Annotated in this window: 14 protein-coding genes; 8 read left to right on the forward strand and 6 right to left on the reverse strand. The window is 73.1% G+C overall.

Translation table 11 applies throughout. The annotated features are described in order from the left end of the window. Nucleotides 1–23: 23 nt before the first annotated feature. Nucleotides 24–1,196 (reverse strand): FecCD family ABC transporter permease, encoded by a 1,173-nt coding sequence (locus ACZ4VT_RS21210; RefSeq protein ID WP_467951672.1) that lies wholly within the window; start codon nucleotides 1,194–1,196, stop codon nucleotides 24–26. 151 nt (nucleotides 1,197–1,347) lie between these two features. Further along, nucleotides 1,348–2,364 (reverse strand): heme/hemin ABC transporter substrate-binding protein, encoded by a 1,017-nt coding sequence (locus ACZ4VT_RS21215; protein ID WP_467951674.1) that lies wholly within the window; start codon nucleotides 2,362–2,364, stop codon nucleotides 1,348–1,350. A gap of 116 nt (nucleotides 2,365–2,480) precedes the next feature. Here ACZ4VT_RS21215 and ACZ4VT_RS21220 point away from each other — a divergent pair, with 116 nt between their 5' ends. The 4 genes from ACZ4VT_RS21220 to ACZ4VT_RS21235 all read left to right on the forward strand — a co-directional run bounded on the left by ACZ4VT_RS21220 (nucleotide 2,481) and on the right by ACZ4VT_RS21235 (nucleotide 6,433). Continuing rightward, on the forward strand, nucleotides 2,481–3,860 hold the full coding sequence (locus tag ACZ4VT_RS21220) for an HtaA domain-containing protein (RefSeq protein ID WP_467951676.1): 1,380 nt from the start codon (nucleotides 2,481–2,483) through the stop codon (nucleotides 3,858–3,860). A 54-nt stretch (nucleotides 3,861–3,914) separates the two neighbouring features. Further along, nucleotides 3,915–5,339 carry an HtaA domain-containing protein gene (locus tag ACZ4VT_RS21225; RefSeq protein ID WP_467951678.1) on the forward strand — a complete coding sequence of 475 codons (1,425 nt, stop codon included), beginning with the start codon at nucleotides 3,915–3,917 and terminating at the stop codon, nucleotides 5,337–5,339. Nucleotides 5,340–5,358: 19 nt separating this feature from the next. After that, nucleotides 5,359–6,048, forward strand: coding sequence for a PhzF family phenazine biosynthesis protein (locus tag ACZ4VT_RS21230; RefSeq protein ID WP_467951680.1), 690 nt, complete (start codon nucleotides 5,359–5,361; stop codon nucleotides 6,046–6,048). Nucleotides 6,049–6,118: 70 nt separating this feature from the next. Further along, nucleotides 6,119–6,433, forward strand: a complete 315-nt coding sequence (locus ACZ4VT_RS21235) for a hypothetical protein (RefSeq protein ID WP_467951681.1) — start codon at nucleotides 6,119–6,121, stop codon at nucleotides 6,431–6,433. 93 nt (nucleotides 6,434–6,526) lie between these two features. Here ACZ4VT_RS21235 and ACZ4VT_RS21240 read toward each other — a convergent pair whose 3' ends face one another. Further along, on the reverse strand, nucleotides 6,527–7,174 hold the full coding sequence (locus ACZ4VT_RS21240) for a biliverdin-producing heme oxygenase (RefSeq protein WP_467951682.1): 648 nt from the start codon (nucleotides 7,172–7,174) through the stop codon (nucleotides 6,527–6,529). 158 nt (nucleotides 7,175–7,332) lie between these two features. After that, complete coding sequence (map, locus tag ACZ4VT_RS21245) at nucleotides 7,333–8,190, reverse strand: type I methionyl aminopeptidase (RefSeq protein ID WP_467951684.1); 858 nt, start codon at nucleotides 8,188–8,190, stop codon at nucleotides 7,333–7,335. Between the two features lie 72 nt (nucleotides 8,191–8,262). Between map and ACZ4VT_RS21250 the strand changes: the two genes are divergently transcribed. Beyond that, nucleotides 8,263–8,499, forward strand: coding sequence for a hypothetical protein (locus tag ACZ4VT_RS21250; RefSeq protein WP_030723461.1), 237 nt, complete (start codon nucleotides 8,263–8,265; stop codon nucleotides 8,497–8,499). A gap of 26 nt (nucleotides 8,500–8,525) precedes the next feature. Here ACZ4VT_RS21250 and ACZ4VT_RS21255 read toward each other — a convergent pair whose 3' ends face one another. Then, on the reverse strand, nucleotides 8,526–9,131 hold the full coding sequence (locus ACZ4VT_RS21255; protein WP_467951685.1) for a hypothetical protein: 606 nt from the start codon (nucleotides 9,129–9,131) through the stop codon (nucleotides 8,526–8,528). Between the two features lie 96 nt (nucleotides 9,132–9,227). On the opposite strand from ACZ4VT_RS21255, the gene npdG reads away from it, so the two are divergent. Together npdG and ACZ4VT_RS21265 are read left to right on the forward strand one after the other, a co-directional pair. Continuing rightward, entirely contained in the window at nucleotides 9,228–9,932 is a 705-nt protein-coding gene (gene npdG, locus ACZ4VT_RS21260; protein WP_362814125.1) for an NADPH-dependent F420 reductase, read from the forward strand. 235 nt (nucleotides 9,933–10,167) lie between these two features. Next, on the forward strand, nucleotides 10,168–10,350 hold the full coding sequence (locus ACZ4VT_RS21265) for a hypothetical protein (RefSeq protein ID WP_390783271.1): 183 nt from the start codon (nucleotides 10,168–10,170) through the stop codon (nucleotides 10,348–10,350). Nucleotides 10,351–10,375: 25 nt separating this feature from the next. Here the strand turns inward: ACZ4VT_RS21265 and ACZ4VT_RS21270 are convergent, their stop codons facing one another. Further along, a complete protein-coding gene (locus tag ACZ4VT_RS21270; protein WP_467951687.1) occupies nucleotides 10,376–11,170 on the reverse strand; it encodes a site-2 protease family protein in 795 nt (264 codons plus the stop codon). A 73-nt stretch (nucleotides 11,171–11,243) separates the two neighbouring features. Between ACZ4VT_RS21270 and ACZ4VT_RS21275 the strand changes: the two genes are divergently transcribed. Then, nucleotides 11,244–14,789 (forward strand): AfsR/SARP family transcriptional regulator, encoded by a 3,546-nt coding sequence (locus ACZ4VT_RS21275; protein WP_467951689.1) that lies wholly within the window; start codon nucleotides 11,244–11,246, stop codon nucleotides 14,787–14,789. The last annotated feature ends 18 nt before the right edge of the window (nucleotides 14,790–14,807 follow it).

The following is a 14,807-nucleotide window of genomic DNA, read 5'->3' on the forward strand; positions in this document are numbered from 1 at the left end:
CAGGCTGCTGGTTTCGTTGCTGGTCACGCCCAGCCTCCTTGCTTGCGGCGGGTGCGGCGCAGCAGCCAGAAGAAGAAGGGGCTGCCGATCAGGGCGGTCAGCACACCGAGCGGCAGCTCGGCGGGCTGGGCGAGGGTCCGGGCGGCGAGGTCGCCCGCGACGAGGACCACGGCTCCGGCGAGCGCGCTGCCGGGGACCAGGAAGCGGTGGCCGGGGCCGTTGGCCATGCGCAGCAGGTGCGGGACGAGCAGGCCGATGAAGGTGATGACCCCGGCGACGGCCACGGCGGCGGCGGTCAGCAGGGCGACGACCAGGATGAGGGCCAGGCGCAGCCGCTCGACCTCGATGCCGAGGTGGCGGGCTGGGCGTTCGCCGAGGGAGAGCAGATCGAGCCGGCGTGCGTAGAACGGGGCGATCAGCAGGCCGGCGATGGCGCAGGGCAGGACGGCGAGCACCTTGGGCCAGGTGGCCTGGGCGAGGGAGCCGAGCTGCCAGAAGGTGATCTGGTTGACCTGGCCGCTGTCCGCGAAGAAGACGAACAGGCCGATGAGGGCGCCGGCGAAGGCGTTGACGGCGATGCCGGTCAGGATGAGCGTGACGACCTCGGTCTTCCCGCCGTTGCGGGAGAGGAGGTAGACGGAGCTGACGGTGATCAGGCCCGCGACGAACGCGCAGACGGTGATCGTCCAGTTGCCGAGGAAGCTGAGGCCGAGGCCGATGGCGGCGACCGCGCCGACGGCTGCGCCCGCCGAGATCCCGATCACGCCGGGCTCGGCGAGGGGATTGCCGAAGACGCCCTGCATGAGCGCGCCGGCGCAGCCGAGGCTGGCGCCGACGAGCAGCGCGAGGACGACGCGGGGGAGGCGTACGTTCCACAGCACGCTCTCCCCGACCCGGTCGAGGGGGGCTCCGCCGAGGCCCATGCGGTGCTGGACGGAGGCGAGTACGTCGGGGGTGGGGATGCGGTAGGCGCCGGTGCCGGCGGAGACGAGGGCGAGGAGGAGCAGGGTCGCGACGAGCGCGGCGGTGAGGACCAGGGCCCGTTGGCTGCGCCGCTTGGCGGGGGTTGCTTCCGACGGGCTGGTTCCGACGGCGCCGGGCGCGCGCCGGGGCGTCTCCTCGGGCGCCGAACGTGTCGGGGGGTCGGAGAGCGGAGCCTTGTTGTGTTCGGCGCCCTGCGGGGATCGCCCCGGCACACGCCCGTCCCCGTCGGAACCGGTGCGCGGGTTGGTGTGGGGCGTCGTTGGCTCTGTGTTGTGGCCGGCTGGGCCACTGGCGCCCTGTGGGGATCGCCCGGGCACACGACCGTCGCCGTCGGAACCGGTGGTGGGGTCGTGGAGGGGCACCTCAGGCGGCCTTGCCGTAGAGCTGGGTGACCAGGGAGGTCAGTACCTGGTCGGTGCGGGGGCCGTAGTTGAGGAGGACGCCGTCGTCGACGGTGACCACGCGGCGGTCCATGCCGGCCGGGGTCTGGGCGACGCCCGGGATCTTGACCAGGCCGTCGATGCCGCCGACCGATTCGAGGCCCTTGGACATGACCAGGATCGCGTCGGGGGCGGCGGCCGCGAGGGCCTCGCTGGTGATCGGGGTGAAGTCTTTGCCGAGCCCGGACTCCTTGCCGGTGTCGACCGCGCCGGCCGCCTCCAGCAGGGACGCCGCGCCGGAGTCCGAGCCGCCCAGCAGGTAGACGGAGGCGGTGCCGCGGAGGTAGAGGAAGGCGACACGTGGCTGCTTGCCGGAGGTGGCGGGAATGGCCTTGCGGGCGGCGGCGATCCGGTCCGCCGTGCGCTGGTTCAGCTGGGTGCCCGCGTCCTTGACGCCCAGGGCGGTGGCGACCGTGTCGATGCGCTTCGGTACGTCGTCCAGGGACTTGGCCGGGGCGACGACGAGGACGGGGATGCCCGCGTCACGGATCTGCTGGATCGCTTCCGCGGGGCCGCTGGTGGTCTCCGCCATGACGAGGGTCGGGCGCAGGGACAGGACGCTCTCGGCCGAGACGTCGTGGCCACGTGTCACCACCGGCAGACCGGCGGCCTGTTCGAAGGTGGCGGTGATGTCCCGGGCGACGACCTGCCCGCCGAGGCCCAGGGTGTGCACGATCTCGTTGAGGCTGCCGGTCAGCGGGACGACGCGGTCCGCGGAGGTGACGGTGACCCGGGCGCCGTCGGCCGAGGGCACCGTCACCGGCAGTGCGGGCCGTGGCGCCGGAGCGAGTGGTTCCACTCGGTCCGGAACGGCGGCTGCGGTGGGGGCGGATGAGCCCGGGGTGGTGGCCGTACCTCCGCAGCCCGTCAGCGCGAGTGCCAGTGCTGCCACGGCAAGTGCGAGACGGGGAACGCGGTGTGACGCGGCGGGCGTAGGCACGAAGGCACCGTCCTGATCGTCCGACTGAGGTTCTGGGGACCGGGGGGTTACGAACCCGGCCGTGCGTAGCTTAGGTTAGCCTAACCTTGCTTAGCCAGACCCAGGAGGGGACGTTCATGTCCGCTGGACCCGTCCGCGCGTTCGCCGTCACGCTGTTGGCGGCCCTGCTGGGACTCCTGCTCCCGGCCACCGCCGCCCGGGCGGGCACCGTGCAGGGGGGTCGACTCGACTGGGGTATCAAATCGTCTTTCCAGAGTTATGTCACCGGACCGGTCGCAAAAGGCAGTTTCAAGCTGAAGAGCGGGGCCGCCACGGTCGGCGGCAGTCTGTTCCGTTTCCACTCGGCGGCCGGCTCCTACGACCCGGCGTCCGGCACCTTCGAGGCCTCGTACTCGGGCGGGGTGACCTTCCAGGGACACCAGAAGTCCGACGGGGTCTACGAGCTGGACATGACCGTCAGCCGTCCCACCGTCAAGATCAGCGGCGGTAGCGGCACCCTGTACGTGGACGTCTCCAGCAAGGCCAAGGACACCGGCGCGGTCAGCAACCAGTCCCAGGTGCCCTTCGCCACGCTCGGCCTCGGCGGCATCACCATGAAGGGCGGCACCAGCCCGCTGACCCTCACCAACGTTCCGGCCACCCTCACCGCGCAGGGCGCCCAGGCCTTCGCCGGCTACTACGCGGCCGGCACGCAGCTCGACCCCGTCTCGCTCTCCGCCGACGTCAAGGCCGCCGCCCCGGCCGCGGAGCCCTCGCCGTCGGCGACCCCGCAGCCGGGCGCCACGGAGCAGACCCCGCAGGCGCAGGGCGCCTTCGCCGAGGCCGCCGTCGACTGGGGGGTGCGCCGCACCTTCCGCGAGTACGTCACCGGTTCGGTCGGCCAGGGCAAGTGGACCCTCGCCGAGGGTGCCCAGGACGGCGGCGCGCTGTTCCGCTTCGGGCAGGGCAAGGGCGCGTACGACGGCGGGAAAGGCACTCTTGACGCGGCCTTCGCCGGCACCGTCCAGTTCACCGGCGCCCATCTGGACCTCAAGCTCGGCAAGGTGAGCGTCAAGGTGGAGAACGGCAAGGGCGTGCTGTCCGCGGACGTGACCACCGGCAGCGAGACCAAGAACGCCGTCCCGCTGGTGGAGTTCGACGCCAGGGGCATGAAGACCGAGGGCGGGCTGGCCACGCTGACCGAAGCCCCGGCCGTCCTCACCGAGGGCGGAGCGCGGGCCTTCAACTCCATGTACAAGGCCGGCACCGAGATGGACCCCGTCTCGCTCGCCGTCGCCCTCGACGCCACCGCGAAGCTGCCGGCCCTGCCCGACCTGGGCTCCACGGCCTCGCCCGCGCCCGCCCCGACGGCCGCCGAACCCGCTCCCGCGGCGAAGGCCGAGCAGTCCTCCCGCACCGGGCTGTTCAGCGCCCTGGCCGTGGCCGTCCTGGTCCTGGCCGGCGGCGCCGCCTTCCTGGTGGTCCGCAAGCGCCGTACGGCCGCCACCGCCGAATAGTTCCCTCCCCCTTCTCCTTTTCCCCTTCCTTCTGTCCCCCAGGAGTTCCCAGCCATGTCGTCGATCCGCCGCCCGATCTCCCTCGCGGCCGCCGTCCTCACCGCCGCCGCGCTCGGCACCACCGCCCTCGTCCTGCCCGCCCAGGCCGCCGGCGGACCCCCGACGCAGCCGGTGGAGATCATCGGAGGCTCCCTCGACTGGGGCGTGCTCGCGAGCTACCGGGCCTACGTGACCGGCATGGCCAAGGGCACCATCACCGTGGCGGACGGCGCCAGGCAGAACGAGGACGGCACGCTGCGCTTCGTCGAGCCGACCGGCCAGTACGATCCGGCCGGCGGCCACGTGGTGAAGGCGGCCTTCAAGGGCAGCGTCACCTTCTCCTCGCCCGCCCCGCCGACAGGCCACGGCTTCGAGGTCAAGCTCTCGGACTTCCGTATCGACACCGGCACCAAGAACCTCACCGCGGACGTCACCAAGTCCGGCACGACGGCCCAGGACGTGCCGCTGGCCAAGGTGGCCTTCGCCGGCCAGGCGATGACCAGCCTGGGGACCACGCTCACCAAGGAGGCGGCCGACGCGCTCGGTTCGCCGGGCTACGAGAACAAGGCGGGCGACCCGCTCACCGCGAAGCTGGAGTTCAAGCAGCCCACCCCGGACCCCGAGCCCACCCCGCCGAAGCCCACCCCCACGAAGCCGACGCCCACCGCACCGCAGCCCACCGCTCCGGCCGACGGCGCGCAGAAGGTCCTCAGCGGAAAGCTGACGTGGGGCGTGAAGGAGTCCTTCCGCACGTACGTGCTGGGCGCCGGCTCGATCACCCCGGCCGGCGGGGCCGCCAAGAACGGCGACCTCTTCGACTTCGCCTTCGGCAAGGGCGAGCTGGACGTCAAGAAGCAGAAGCTGAACGCCTCCTTCGAGGGCAACCTCCGCTTCCAGTACGCGGCCCACGGCATCGACATGACCTTCGCCCATCCCCGCCTCGACGCCACCGGCAAGACCGGCACCCTGTACCTGGACGTCAAGAACGCCGCCGGCAGCAAGACGGCCGTCCCCTTCGCCACGCTCGACCTGTCGAAGACCGACTACAAGACCAAGAACGGCGTGCTCGCGCTGAACGCCGTCCCGGCCGCCTTCACCGCCGAGGGCGCCGCGACCTTCGCCAACGACACCACCGGCTCCATGTACAAGGCGGGCGACGCGATCGACCCGCTCACCCTCTCCGTGGCCGTGGACAAGAACGCCACCCTGCCCACGACCACGGGCGGCACCCCCGGCGGCACGGGCGGTACGGGCGGCACCACCGGGGGCACGGGCGGTACGGGCGCCAGCGTGGGCGGCGGCGGCTCCGTCGGCGGCAACCTCGCCAACACCGGCGCCGAGATCCCGGCCGCGGCCCTGCTCACCACCTCCGGCGCGGTGATCGCGGCCGGCGCGGGCGCGCTGTTCCTCGCGCGCAGGCGGCGTACGGCCCAGGTCTGAGCCGTGCTTGAATTCCCGCGTGAACGATCTCGACGTGCTGAAGGTCTTCTGCGCGGGTGACGGCCGGTACGGCAACCTGCTCGGCGTCGTACGCGACGGCCGGACCTGCCCCGACGACGCGTCGAGGCAGGCGCTCGCCGCCGAACTCGGCTACAGCGAGACGGTGTTCGTCGACGACCCCGAGCGCGGGGTCGTCGACATCCGCACTCCCGGCACGCGGATGTCCTTCGCCGGACATCCGCTGGTCGGGGTCGCGTGGCTGCTGGACATCGAGGAGCTCCAGCCGCCCGCCGGATCCGTATGGGCCCGCGACGACGGGGAGTTCACCTGGATCACGGCCCGCGCCGAGTGGGTCGAGGGCAAGCGCACCGAACAGTACGGATCCGTCGCCGAGGTCGACGCGCTCCCGGCCCCGCCGCCCGGCGAGGGCTGGCTGTACGCCTGGGCCTGGGAGGACGAGACCGCGGGCCGCGTGCGGGCCCGGGGATTTCCGCGCCGCCCCGACGGGATCATCGCCGAGGACGAGGCCACCGGCTCGGCGGCGATCCTGCTGACGGCCCAGCTCAACCGCGCCCTGAACATCATCCAGGGCGCCGGCTCCCAGATCCTCACCGCCCCCGGCCCCGACGGCACCGTCGAGATCGGCGGCCGCGTCCGCTTCGAACGCCACCCGGAACGGCACGCCGTCCAGGCGTCTCGCACGATCTAGGTATCCCGCACGGCGGAAGTGAGTACGCGGGCGCTGCCGCGGCCGCCGGCCGGCACGGTGCAATGGCGCCATGACGACGACTTCGGCGCCCCCGCACTCCGACGAGCGGCGGCGGTGGCTGCCGGCGGCGCTCTTCACCGCGCTGGGCCCGGTGGCCGCCTGGCTCGGCCAGGCGACCTCCTACCTGCCCCAGGTCTGGTTCCCGTTCGCCTGGGCGTACGCCGTCCCGCTCGCGATGGTGGCAGCCACCTGGATCCCGGCCCGGACCGACGTGCAGCGCAGGAGGCGCCTCGCCCTGGGCGGCATCGGCTGCCTCCTGGCCTTCCTCTACCCCCACGTGCTCCTCGTCTCCATCCTCACGCTCTGGGCCTTCTCGGGCGGCTGAAACGGCAGAAGGGGCCGGACCGGTGCGCGGTGCACTGGTCCGGCCCCTTCCCGCAGAGGTCCCGTAGAGGTCCCGCAGAGCTCCCCGAAGGGGCTACGCGCTGAGGCGGAACTCCTCGCCCAGCTCGCGGAAGACCGCTCCGTTGAAGTCGAAGGCGCGCTTGCACTCGTCGATGATGCGCTGCTTCTCCAGGTCGTCCGCCGCGATGGCGTCCAGCAGCTCGCGGTAGGTCCGCTTGAAGGCCGCCGGGTTGGAGATGTCCGCGAAGACGTAGAAGCGGACGCCGTCGCCCTTGCGCTCGAAGCCCCAGGTGCGCTCGGCCTTGTCGCGGATGATCTGGCCGCCGGAGAGGTCGCCCAGGTAGCGGGTGTAGTGGTGGGCGACGTACCCGCCGGGCCACTCGGCGGCGCACTCCGCGACGCGGGCGGCGTACGCCCGCGTCGCGGGCAGTGCCACCACGTTCTCCTGCCAGTGCGGGCCCAGCAGGTGGGCGAGGTCGCGCTCGATCTCGGCGACGCGCATCAGCTCGGGCTGGATGAAGGGGCCGGCCACCGGGTCGTTCCTGAGGGCCTCGGCCGCGTCCTCCAGGGCCCGGTACACGAACCACAGCTGTTCGGTGTAGCGCGTGTACGCGTCCACGCCGAGCCGTCCGCCGAGCAGGTCGCTCATGAAGGTCGACGTCTCGGCCTCGGTGTGCTGCTCGTGCGACGCGACGCGGATGACCGTAGAGAAGGCGTCCAAGGCGGACCTCCAGGAAGAGGAATCAGGCGTGGCGGCAGTGCCGCCACGCCTGATACTCCTACTTAGGTTTGCCTAAGTCAATGTGTTCCCGACGTCTTGTCGGTAAAAAAATCCGCCCCGGGGGCGCGGCCGGGATCCGGGAAATCCTGTGGGATCCGCTACGGCAGGGTCAGGATCTCCGCCCCCGAGTCCGTCACCACCAGCGTGTGCTCGAACTGCGCGGTCCGCTTGCGGTCCTTCGTGACGACCGTCCAGCCGTCCGCCCACATGTCGTACTCGTGGGTGCCCAGGGTCAGCATCGGCTCGATGGTGAAGGTCATCCCGGGCTCGATGACGGTGGTGGCGTGCGGGCTGTCGTAGTGCGGAATGATCAGGCCGGAGTGGAAGGAGGAGTTGATGCCGTGGCCGGTGAAGTCCCGGACCACGCCGTAGCCGAAGCGCTTCGCGTACGACTCGATGACCCGGCCGATGATGTTGATCTGGCGGCCCGGCTTGACGGCCTTGATGGCGCGGTTCAGCGCCTCGCGGGTGCGCTCCACCAGCAGCCGGGAATCCTCGTCCACCTCCCCGCACAGGTAGGTGGCGTTGTTGTCGCCGTGCACTCCGCCGATGTACGCGGTCACGTCGAGGTTCACGATGTCGCCGTCGCGCAGGACGGTCGAGTCCGGGATGCCGTGACAGATGACCTCGTTCACGGAGGAGCACAGCGACTTCGGGAAGCCGCGGTAGCCGAGCGTCGAGGGGTAGGCGCCGTGGTCGCACATGTAGTCGTGGGCGACCTTGTCGAGCTCGTCGGTGGTCACCCCCGGCGCGATCAGCTTGGCGGCCTCTTCCATCGCCTGGGCGGCGATCCGGCCGGCGATGCGCATGGCCTCGATGGTCTCGGCCGTCTGCACCTCCGGTCCGGTGTACGGAGTGGGCGCGGGCTTGCCCACGTACTCGGGCCGGCGGATGTTTCCGGGAACGGAACGGACGGGAGAAAGCTCGCCTGGTACGAGCAGCGACTGGCCAGACATGCAAGCGAGTGTATCCAGCGGGGATGGGGCAGCATGGCGGCAGAGAGCGGTAACGAGAGGAGCCTGACAACGATGGCCCTGTTCAAGAAGCGCCAGGTGGGCAAAGCGGGCGAGTGGTACTACTGCCTGGTTCACAACAAGGTCGAAGAAGGCCCCGAGTGCCCGGCGAAGGACCGTTTCGGCCCGTACGAGACGCCCGAGGCGGCGAGCCACGCCATGGAGACGGCGCAGGAACGCAACCTCGAGTGGCAGAACGACCCCAAGTGGAACGACAAGACCCGCGAAGAAGAAGAGGGCACGGCGCCGTAGCGGCCTCGGCCCCGTAGCGGCCCCGGCTACCAGCGGCTGGGCGGCGGCGCGGTCAGCTGGTCGGCCAGCCGCGCCAGCCGGTCCCGGAAGCGGCGCGGCCCGCGCTGCGCCGGCAGGCTGTTCTCCCCGGCCGCCGCGCTGACCAGGTGCTGCACGGTGTCCAGATCCAGTTCGGCACCGCCCTCCGGCACGGACAGCGCCTCGTGCGCGAGCGTGCCCAGTTCCGGATTCCCGCCGTCCAGGGACAGTACGGTCGCCCCCGCGCGCCGGACCTCGTGCACGCGCTCCAGCAGTGCCTCGCCGGGCTCCCCGGGCGCCACCACCAGCAGCGTGTGCCCGCGCCCGGCCGCCGCCAGCCTGCCCAGCCCCACCGACAGGTGCGGCCGCCCCCCGGGCCGCACCCGGTGGCGTACGAGCGTGGGCGCCAGCTCCGGCAGACCCGACCAGGCGGCCTCGTCCACCAGGTGCGCCGCAAGGTGCCAGGGCTCGTAGCCCTCCGTCCCCACCAGCAACAGGTTCCCGCCGGCCGGTACGACGGACCGGCGCAGCGAGCCGGCGAAGCGCCGGGCGGCGCCCGGCCACTGCGTACCGGCGAGCACCTCGCGCAGCAGGGCGACCCTCACGGCATCCATATCGGGCATCCTGCCGCATGGAGGGGACATGGGTGAGCAGTACGGGAGGGTTCCCTCCCCTTCGACTGTGGGCTACCCGGCAGTACCCTCGCCCCCATGACTTCCTCAGACAGCACGCAGAAGCCGCCGGTCAAGGACCCGTGGGAGCTGCCGGACGTATCCGGCCTCGTCGTCGGCGTCCTCGGCGGCACCGGCGACCAGGGCCGCGGCCTCGCCTACCGGCTCGCCCGGGCCGGCCAGAAAGTGATCATCGGTTCCCGCGCCGCCGACCGCGCCCGGACCGCCGCCGAAGAACTCGGCCTCGGCGTGGAGGGCGCGGACAACGCCGAGTGCGCCCGCCGCAGTGACATCGTGATCATCGCGGTGCCGTGGGAGGGCCACGCCAAGACCCTCGAAGCCCTGCGCGAGGACCTCGCGGGCAAGCTCGTCGTGGACTGCGTCAACCCGCTGGGCTTCGACAAGCAGGGCGCCTACGCCCTCCAGGTCGAAGAGGGCAGCGCCGCCCAGCAGGCCGCCGCCCTGCTCCCCGACTCCCGCGTCACGGCGGCCTTCCACCACCTCTCGGCGGTCCTCCTCCAGGACGAGTCGATCGACGAGATCGACACCGACGTGATGGTCCTCGGCGAAGCCCGCGCCGACACGGACCTCGTCCAGGCCCTCGCCGCCCGCATCCCCGGCATGCGCGGCGTCTTCGCCGGCCGCCTGCGCAACGCCCACCAGGTCGAATCCCTGGTCGCCAACCTCATCTCCACCAACCGCCGCTACAAGGCCCACGCGGGCCTGCGCATCACGGACGTCTGAGCGGCACGTCCCACGGGCCCGGACACCCGCCGCCGGGGCATGCGCGGCGGGGCATCACGGCGGGGCATCACGGCGGGAGCGGTCCTCCCCGGTCCTCCCCGGACCGCCCCGCCGCCCATACCCCACCCTCAGCCCCGCCGGCCGGGGTTCGCCGGCGTCCTTACGGTGGCACTGCGGGGCATGGGGGACACTGGAGGGGCTCGACCGCCTTCAGTGTTTCCGAGGAGCTCCTTTCATGCCCCGCCTTGCCGTCTTCGCCGTTGTCGTCTGCGTTCTTGCGGTGGCCGCGGCCGTCGTCGCCTTCGTGGAGGGCAGCTTCCTCGGGATCATCTGGGTGCTGCTCGCGGGCCTCACGTCCAACCTGGCCTGGTACTACCTGCGCAAGGCCAAGGCCGAGAAGGCCGCGCGGACCTCGTAGCCGGCCGGGCGGGCCCCGCCGGCGGTCAGCGGGCCTGGCAGAAGTCGCCGGCGTCCTGCCAGAAGCGGTAGAGGGCGCGCCCGCAGTCCGTCTCCAGGTCCGACACGCCGAGTGCGGACAGCAGGTCGCGCACCACGCCGAAGAAGAAGAAGTTGACCTCCGGGATCCACAGCAGCGCGAACACGGCGATCAGCCCGAACGGCGCCAGCGGCTCCACCTCCCGGCGCACCCGGTGCGACAGCCAGGGCTCGATGATCCCGTAGCCGTCGAGGCCCGGTACCGGCAGGAAGTTCAGGATCGCCGCCGAGACCTGGAGCAGGGCGAGGAAAGCGAGCGCGTACCGGAAGGGCATCGGCACCCCGTCGAGGGCGTCCAGCCAGAACGGGGCCGTGCAGACGACGGCGAACGCCACGTTCGTCAGCGGGCCCGCCGCCGAGATGAGGCTGTGCTTCCAGCGCCCCTGGATCCGGCCGCGCTCGATGTAGACGGCGCCGCCGGGCAGGCCCAGCCCGCCCAGGATCACGAACAGCACCGGCAGCACGATGCTGAGCAGCGCGTGCGTGTACTTCAGCGGATTCAGCGTCAGATAGCCCTTGGCGCCCACCGAGAGGTCACCGCTGTGCAGGGCGGTGCGGGCGTGCGCGTACTCGTGCAGGCAGAGGGAGACGATCCACGCCGACGTCACGAAGAGGAACACGGCGAGCCCGGTGCTCGTCGAGTACCCGGTCCACACGGCCCAGCCGGTGACGGCCATGACGGCGAAGATCCCGAGGAATACCGAACTGATCCGCCGCTCGTCGCGGCCGCCCTGATGACCCATGCCGGGAAACCTATCCCGGGCACGGAACGGAAAACGGTTCGGGGCCGGGCCGGGGTCCGGGGACAATGGGCCGGTGCGTTACGCGATTCTCGGCACCGCCCAGGCCATCCACGACGACGGGACCCCCGTCGGCGTCGGCGGAGCGCGCCTGCGGGCGCTCCTGACCGCGCTCGCGCTGCGGCCGGGGCGGGTGGTGCCGGCCGCGCTGCTGGTCGCCGAGGTGTGGGCCGGCGACCCGCCGGCCGACGCGCCGGCCGCCCTGCAGGCGCTGGTCGCCCGGCTGCGGCGGGCCCTCGGCCGCGCGGCCGTGCGCTCCGCGGAGGGCGGCTACCAGCTCGCCGCCGAACGCGAGGACGTCGACCTGTACCGCTTCGAGCGCCTCGCCCGGGCCGCGGCCGAGGCGCGGGACCCGGCCGAGACCGCCGCCCGCTACGAGGAGGCCCTCGCCCTGTGGCGCGGACCGGCCCTCGCCGACCTGCCCGACCCGGGGGCGGAGTCCGCGCGCTGGGAGGCCGTACGGACGGACGCGCGCCGGGGCCGGCTCGCGGCGGCCCTGGCCCTGGGCCAGGCGGAGCGGGCCCTGCCGGAACTGACCGCGCTGTGCGCGCGGCAGCCCCTGGACGAGCCGCTGCAGGCGCTGCGCATCCGGGCGCTGCGCGACGCGGGCCGCCCGTCGGAGGCGCTGGCCGCGTACGACGCCGTACGCCGCGACCTGGCGGCCCGGCTCGGCACGGACCCGGGCCCCGCCCTGCGCGCCCTGCACACCGAGCTCCTGAACCCGGAGGCCGCAGGATCCCCGGGCAGCGACCCGCACCCGGCCGGCTCCGCCCCCGGCGGCGACACCCGCCACCTCACGGCCCCGCACCTCACGGCCCCGCACCTCACGGCCCCGCGCCTCACGGCCCCGCACTCCACGGCCCCGCACTCCACGGCCCCGCACCCGGCCCACGCCGGGCCCGCCGCGCATGCGGACCGGCCCGAGCCGGGCACCGCCGCCTGGCCCCACCCCGACGGGCACCCGGCCGGGCCGCTCCCGGGCGCCACCGTCCACGCCGCGGGTTCCGCCCGATCCGGCCCGGGCCCCTATCCGGCCCAGCCGGGAAATCTGCGGGCGCGGCTCACCACCTTCGTCGGCCGTGAGGACGACATCCGCGTCATCGGGGACGATCTCGCGCGGGCGCGGCTCGTCACGTTGCTCGGACCCGGCGGGGCCGGCAAGACGCGGCTCTCGCAGGAGGCCGCCGAGGCGCACGACGCACGCGGCGGATGGCCCGACGGGGTGTGGTTCGTCGAGCTGGCCCCCGTGGACGACCCGGAGGACGTCGCCGAGGCCGCGCTCGCCGCGCTCGGGGCGCGGGAGACCAAGCTGCGCGGCGCCGCCGCCGAGGAACTGCGGGCCCTGGCCGACCGGGCCGGGGGCGCCCCGCTCGACCGGCTCGCCGAACACTGCGCACGGCAGCGGCTCCTGATCCTGCTCGACAACTGCGAGCACGTCATCGGCGCCGCCGCCGAGCTGGCGGAGGAGATCCTCGCGCGCTGCCCCGGCGTGCAGATCCTGGCGACGAGCCGTGAGCCGCTGGGTGTGCCGGGGGAGTCGTTGCGGCCGGTGGAGCCGCTGCCCGATCCCGTCGCGCTGCGGCTGCTCGGCGACCGCGGGGCCGCCGCGCGCCCTGGCTTCCGTACGGACGAGGATCCGGCCGCGGCCGCCGAGATCTGCCGGCGTCTGGACGGGCTGCCGCTCGCCATCGAGCTGGCCGCCGCCCGGCTGCGGCTGCTCACCCCGCGCCAGATCGCCGACCGCCTCGACGACCGCTTCCGCCTCCTGACCAGCGGCGCCCGTACCGTCCTGCCGCGCCAGCAGACCCTGCGCGCCGTCGTCGACTGGTCCTGGGACCTCCTCGACGAGCCCGAACGCACCGTCCTGCGCCGGCTGTCCGTGTTCGCGGGCGGCTGCGACCTCGCCGCCGCCGAGGCCGTCTGCGCCGACCCGTCCTACGACACCGCCGACGTCCTCGGCTCCCTCGTCGACAAATCCCTCGTCGTCGCCGCCCCCGGCCCCGACGGCTCCGGCATGCGCTACCGCCTCCTGGAGACCGTCGCCGAGTACGCCGCCGAGCGCCTCGCCGCCGCCGAGGGCGACCGCGAGCACACCGAGCGCCGCCACCTCGTCCACTACCGCGAACTGGCCCGCACCAACGAGCCCCTGCTCCGCGGCCACGGGCAGCGGACCGCCACCGAGCGGCTCGTCACCGAGTACGAGAACATCCGTACCGCCCTGCGCCGCGCGGTGGCCGCCCGCGACGCCGACGAGGTGCTGTGCCTCGTCCACTCCCTGGGCTGGTACTGGCACATGCACGACCTGGCCACCGAGTCCCGGCACTGGTCCGCGGCGGCCGCCGCGCTCGGCCCCAACCCCTTCGCGGCGCCTTCCGCCCCCGCCGAGCCCGTCTTCCAGCGGATCGTCGACTCGCCCCCGCCGTACACCGGCGAGCTGCTCACCGAGGCCTGGCGCGGCATCCAGCTGATCCGGCTGGCCGCCCGCGACCAGAACAGCGACACCTGGGACACCCCCGAGGTCCGTGCCCAGATCGCCGGCGTGCTCGCCGCCTACCGGCCCGGGCTGCCGCAGACCTGCCGGTCGCCTTCCTTCCTCTGGATCTACGCCGTCATGATCGCGGGCGACGCCGGGCAGCTCCAGCGCGTCGTGGACGAGACCGTCGAGACCGCCCGTTCCTTCGGCTACCGCTGGGAGCTCGCCTCCGCCCTCCAGCTCCGCGCCAACATCCTCGCCAACCGGGCGGACTGGGCCGGCGACGCCTCCCGCGACGCAGAGGAGAGCCTGGACCTCTTCCGCGAGCTCGGCGACGACTGGGGCTGCGCCGAGGCGCTGTCCGCGCGCGCCGAGTCGCGGGAGAAACGCGGCATGTACGCGCTGGCCGCCGAGGACTTCCGGGCGGCGATCGGGCACGCCGAACGGCTGGGCGCCAAGGCCCAGGTGACGGTGTTGCGGGTACGGATGGCCGGGACGCTGGTCGAGAACGGGGAGGCCGAGGAGGCCGAGGCGATCCTCACCGAGATCACGGCGCGCTGGCAGGGGTACGGCAACGAGGCGATGCCCGCCGCCCGGATGTTCCTCGCGAACCTCCTCGGCCGCACCGGCCGGATAGCCGGGGCCCGGGCCCAGCTCCAGGCGCTGCGCGAGGACTTCGCGCTCGGCGCGTACGCCGTCTTCGACGTGTTCCTCCTGGCCACGATGGCCTGGCTGGACAACCGGGAAGGCGAGTACGCGGAGGCGCTGGTGCGGATCCGCGAGGCCACGAACAGGGTCCGGGACCCGCTCGTGATGATGGTCGCCCCGCAGCTGCCCGCCGTGTACCTGCTGACCGGGGCCGTCTCCCTCGTCTCGCTCGGCGGCCCGCTGCGCGAGTACGACGCCGTCCGGCTGCTCGGCGCCTACCGCGCCCACCTGCCGCCCGGGCACTTCCCGATCACCACGGAACGGGAGGACGGTGCCCTCGTCGAGGAGATGGGGCGGGCGGTGCTCGGCGACGCCGCCTTCGAGAAGGCGTACGCCGAAGGCGGCGGCCTCACCATGGAGGAGGCCACCGCCCTCATCTGACCCGGCCCCCGGCCGGTG

This window comes from Streptomyces sp. NPDC029164 (genome assembly GCF_055563995.1).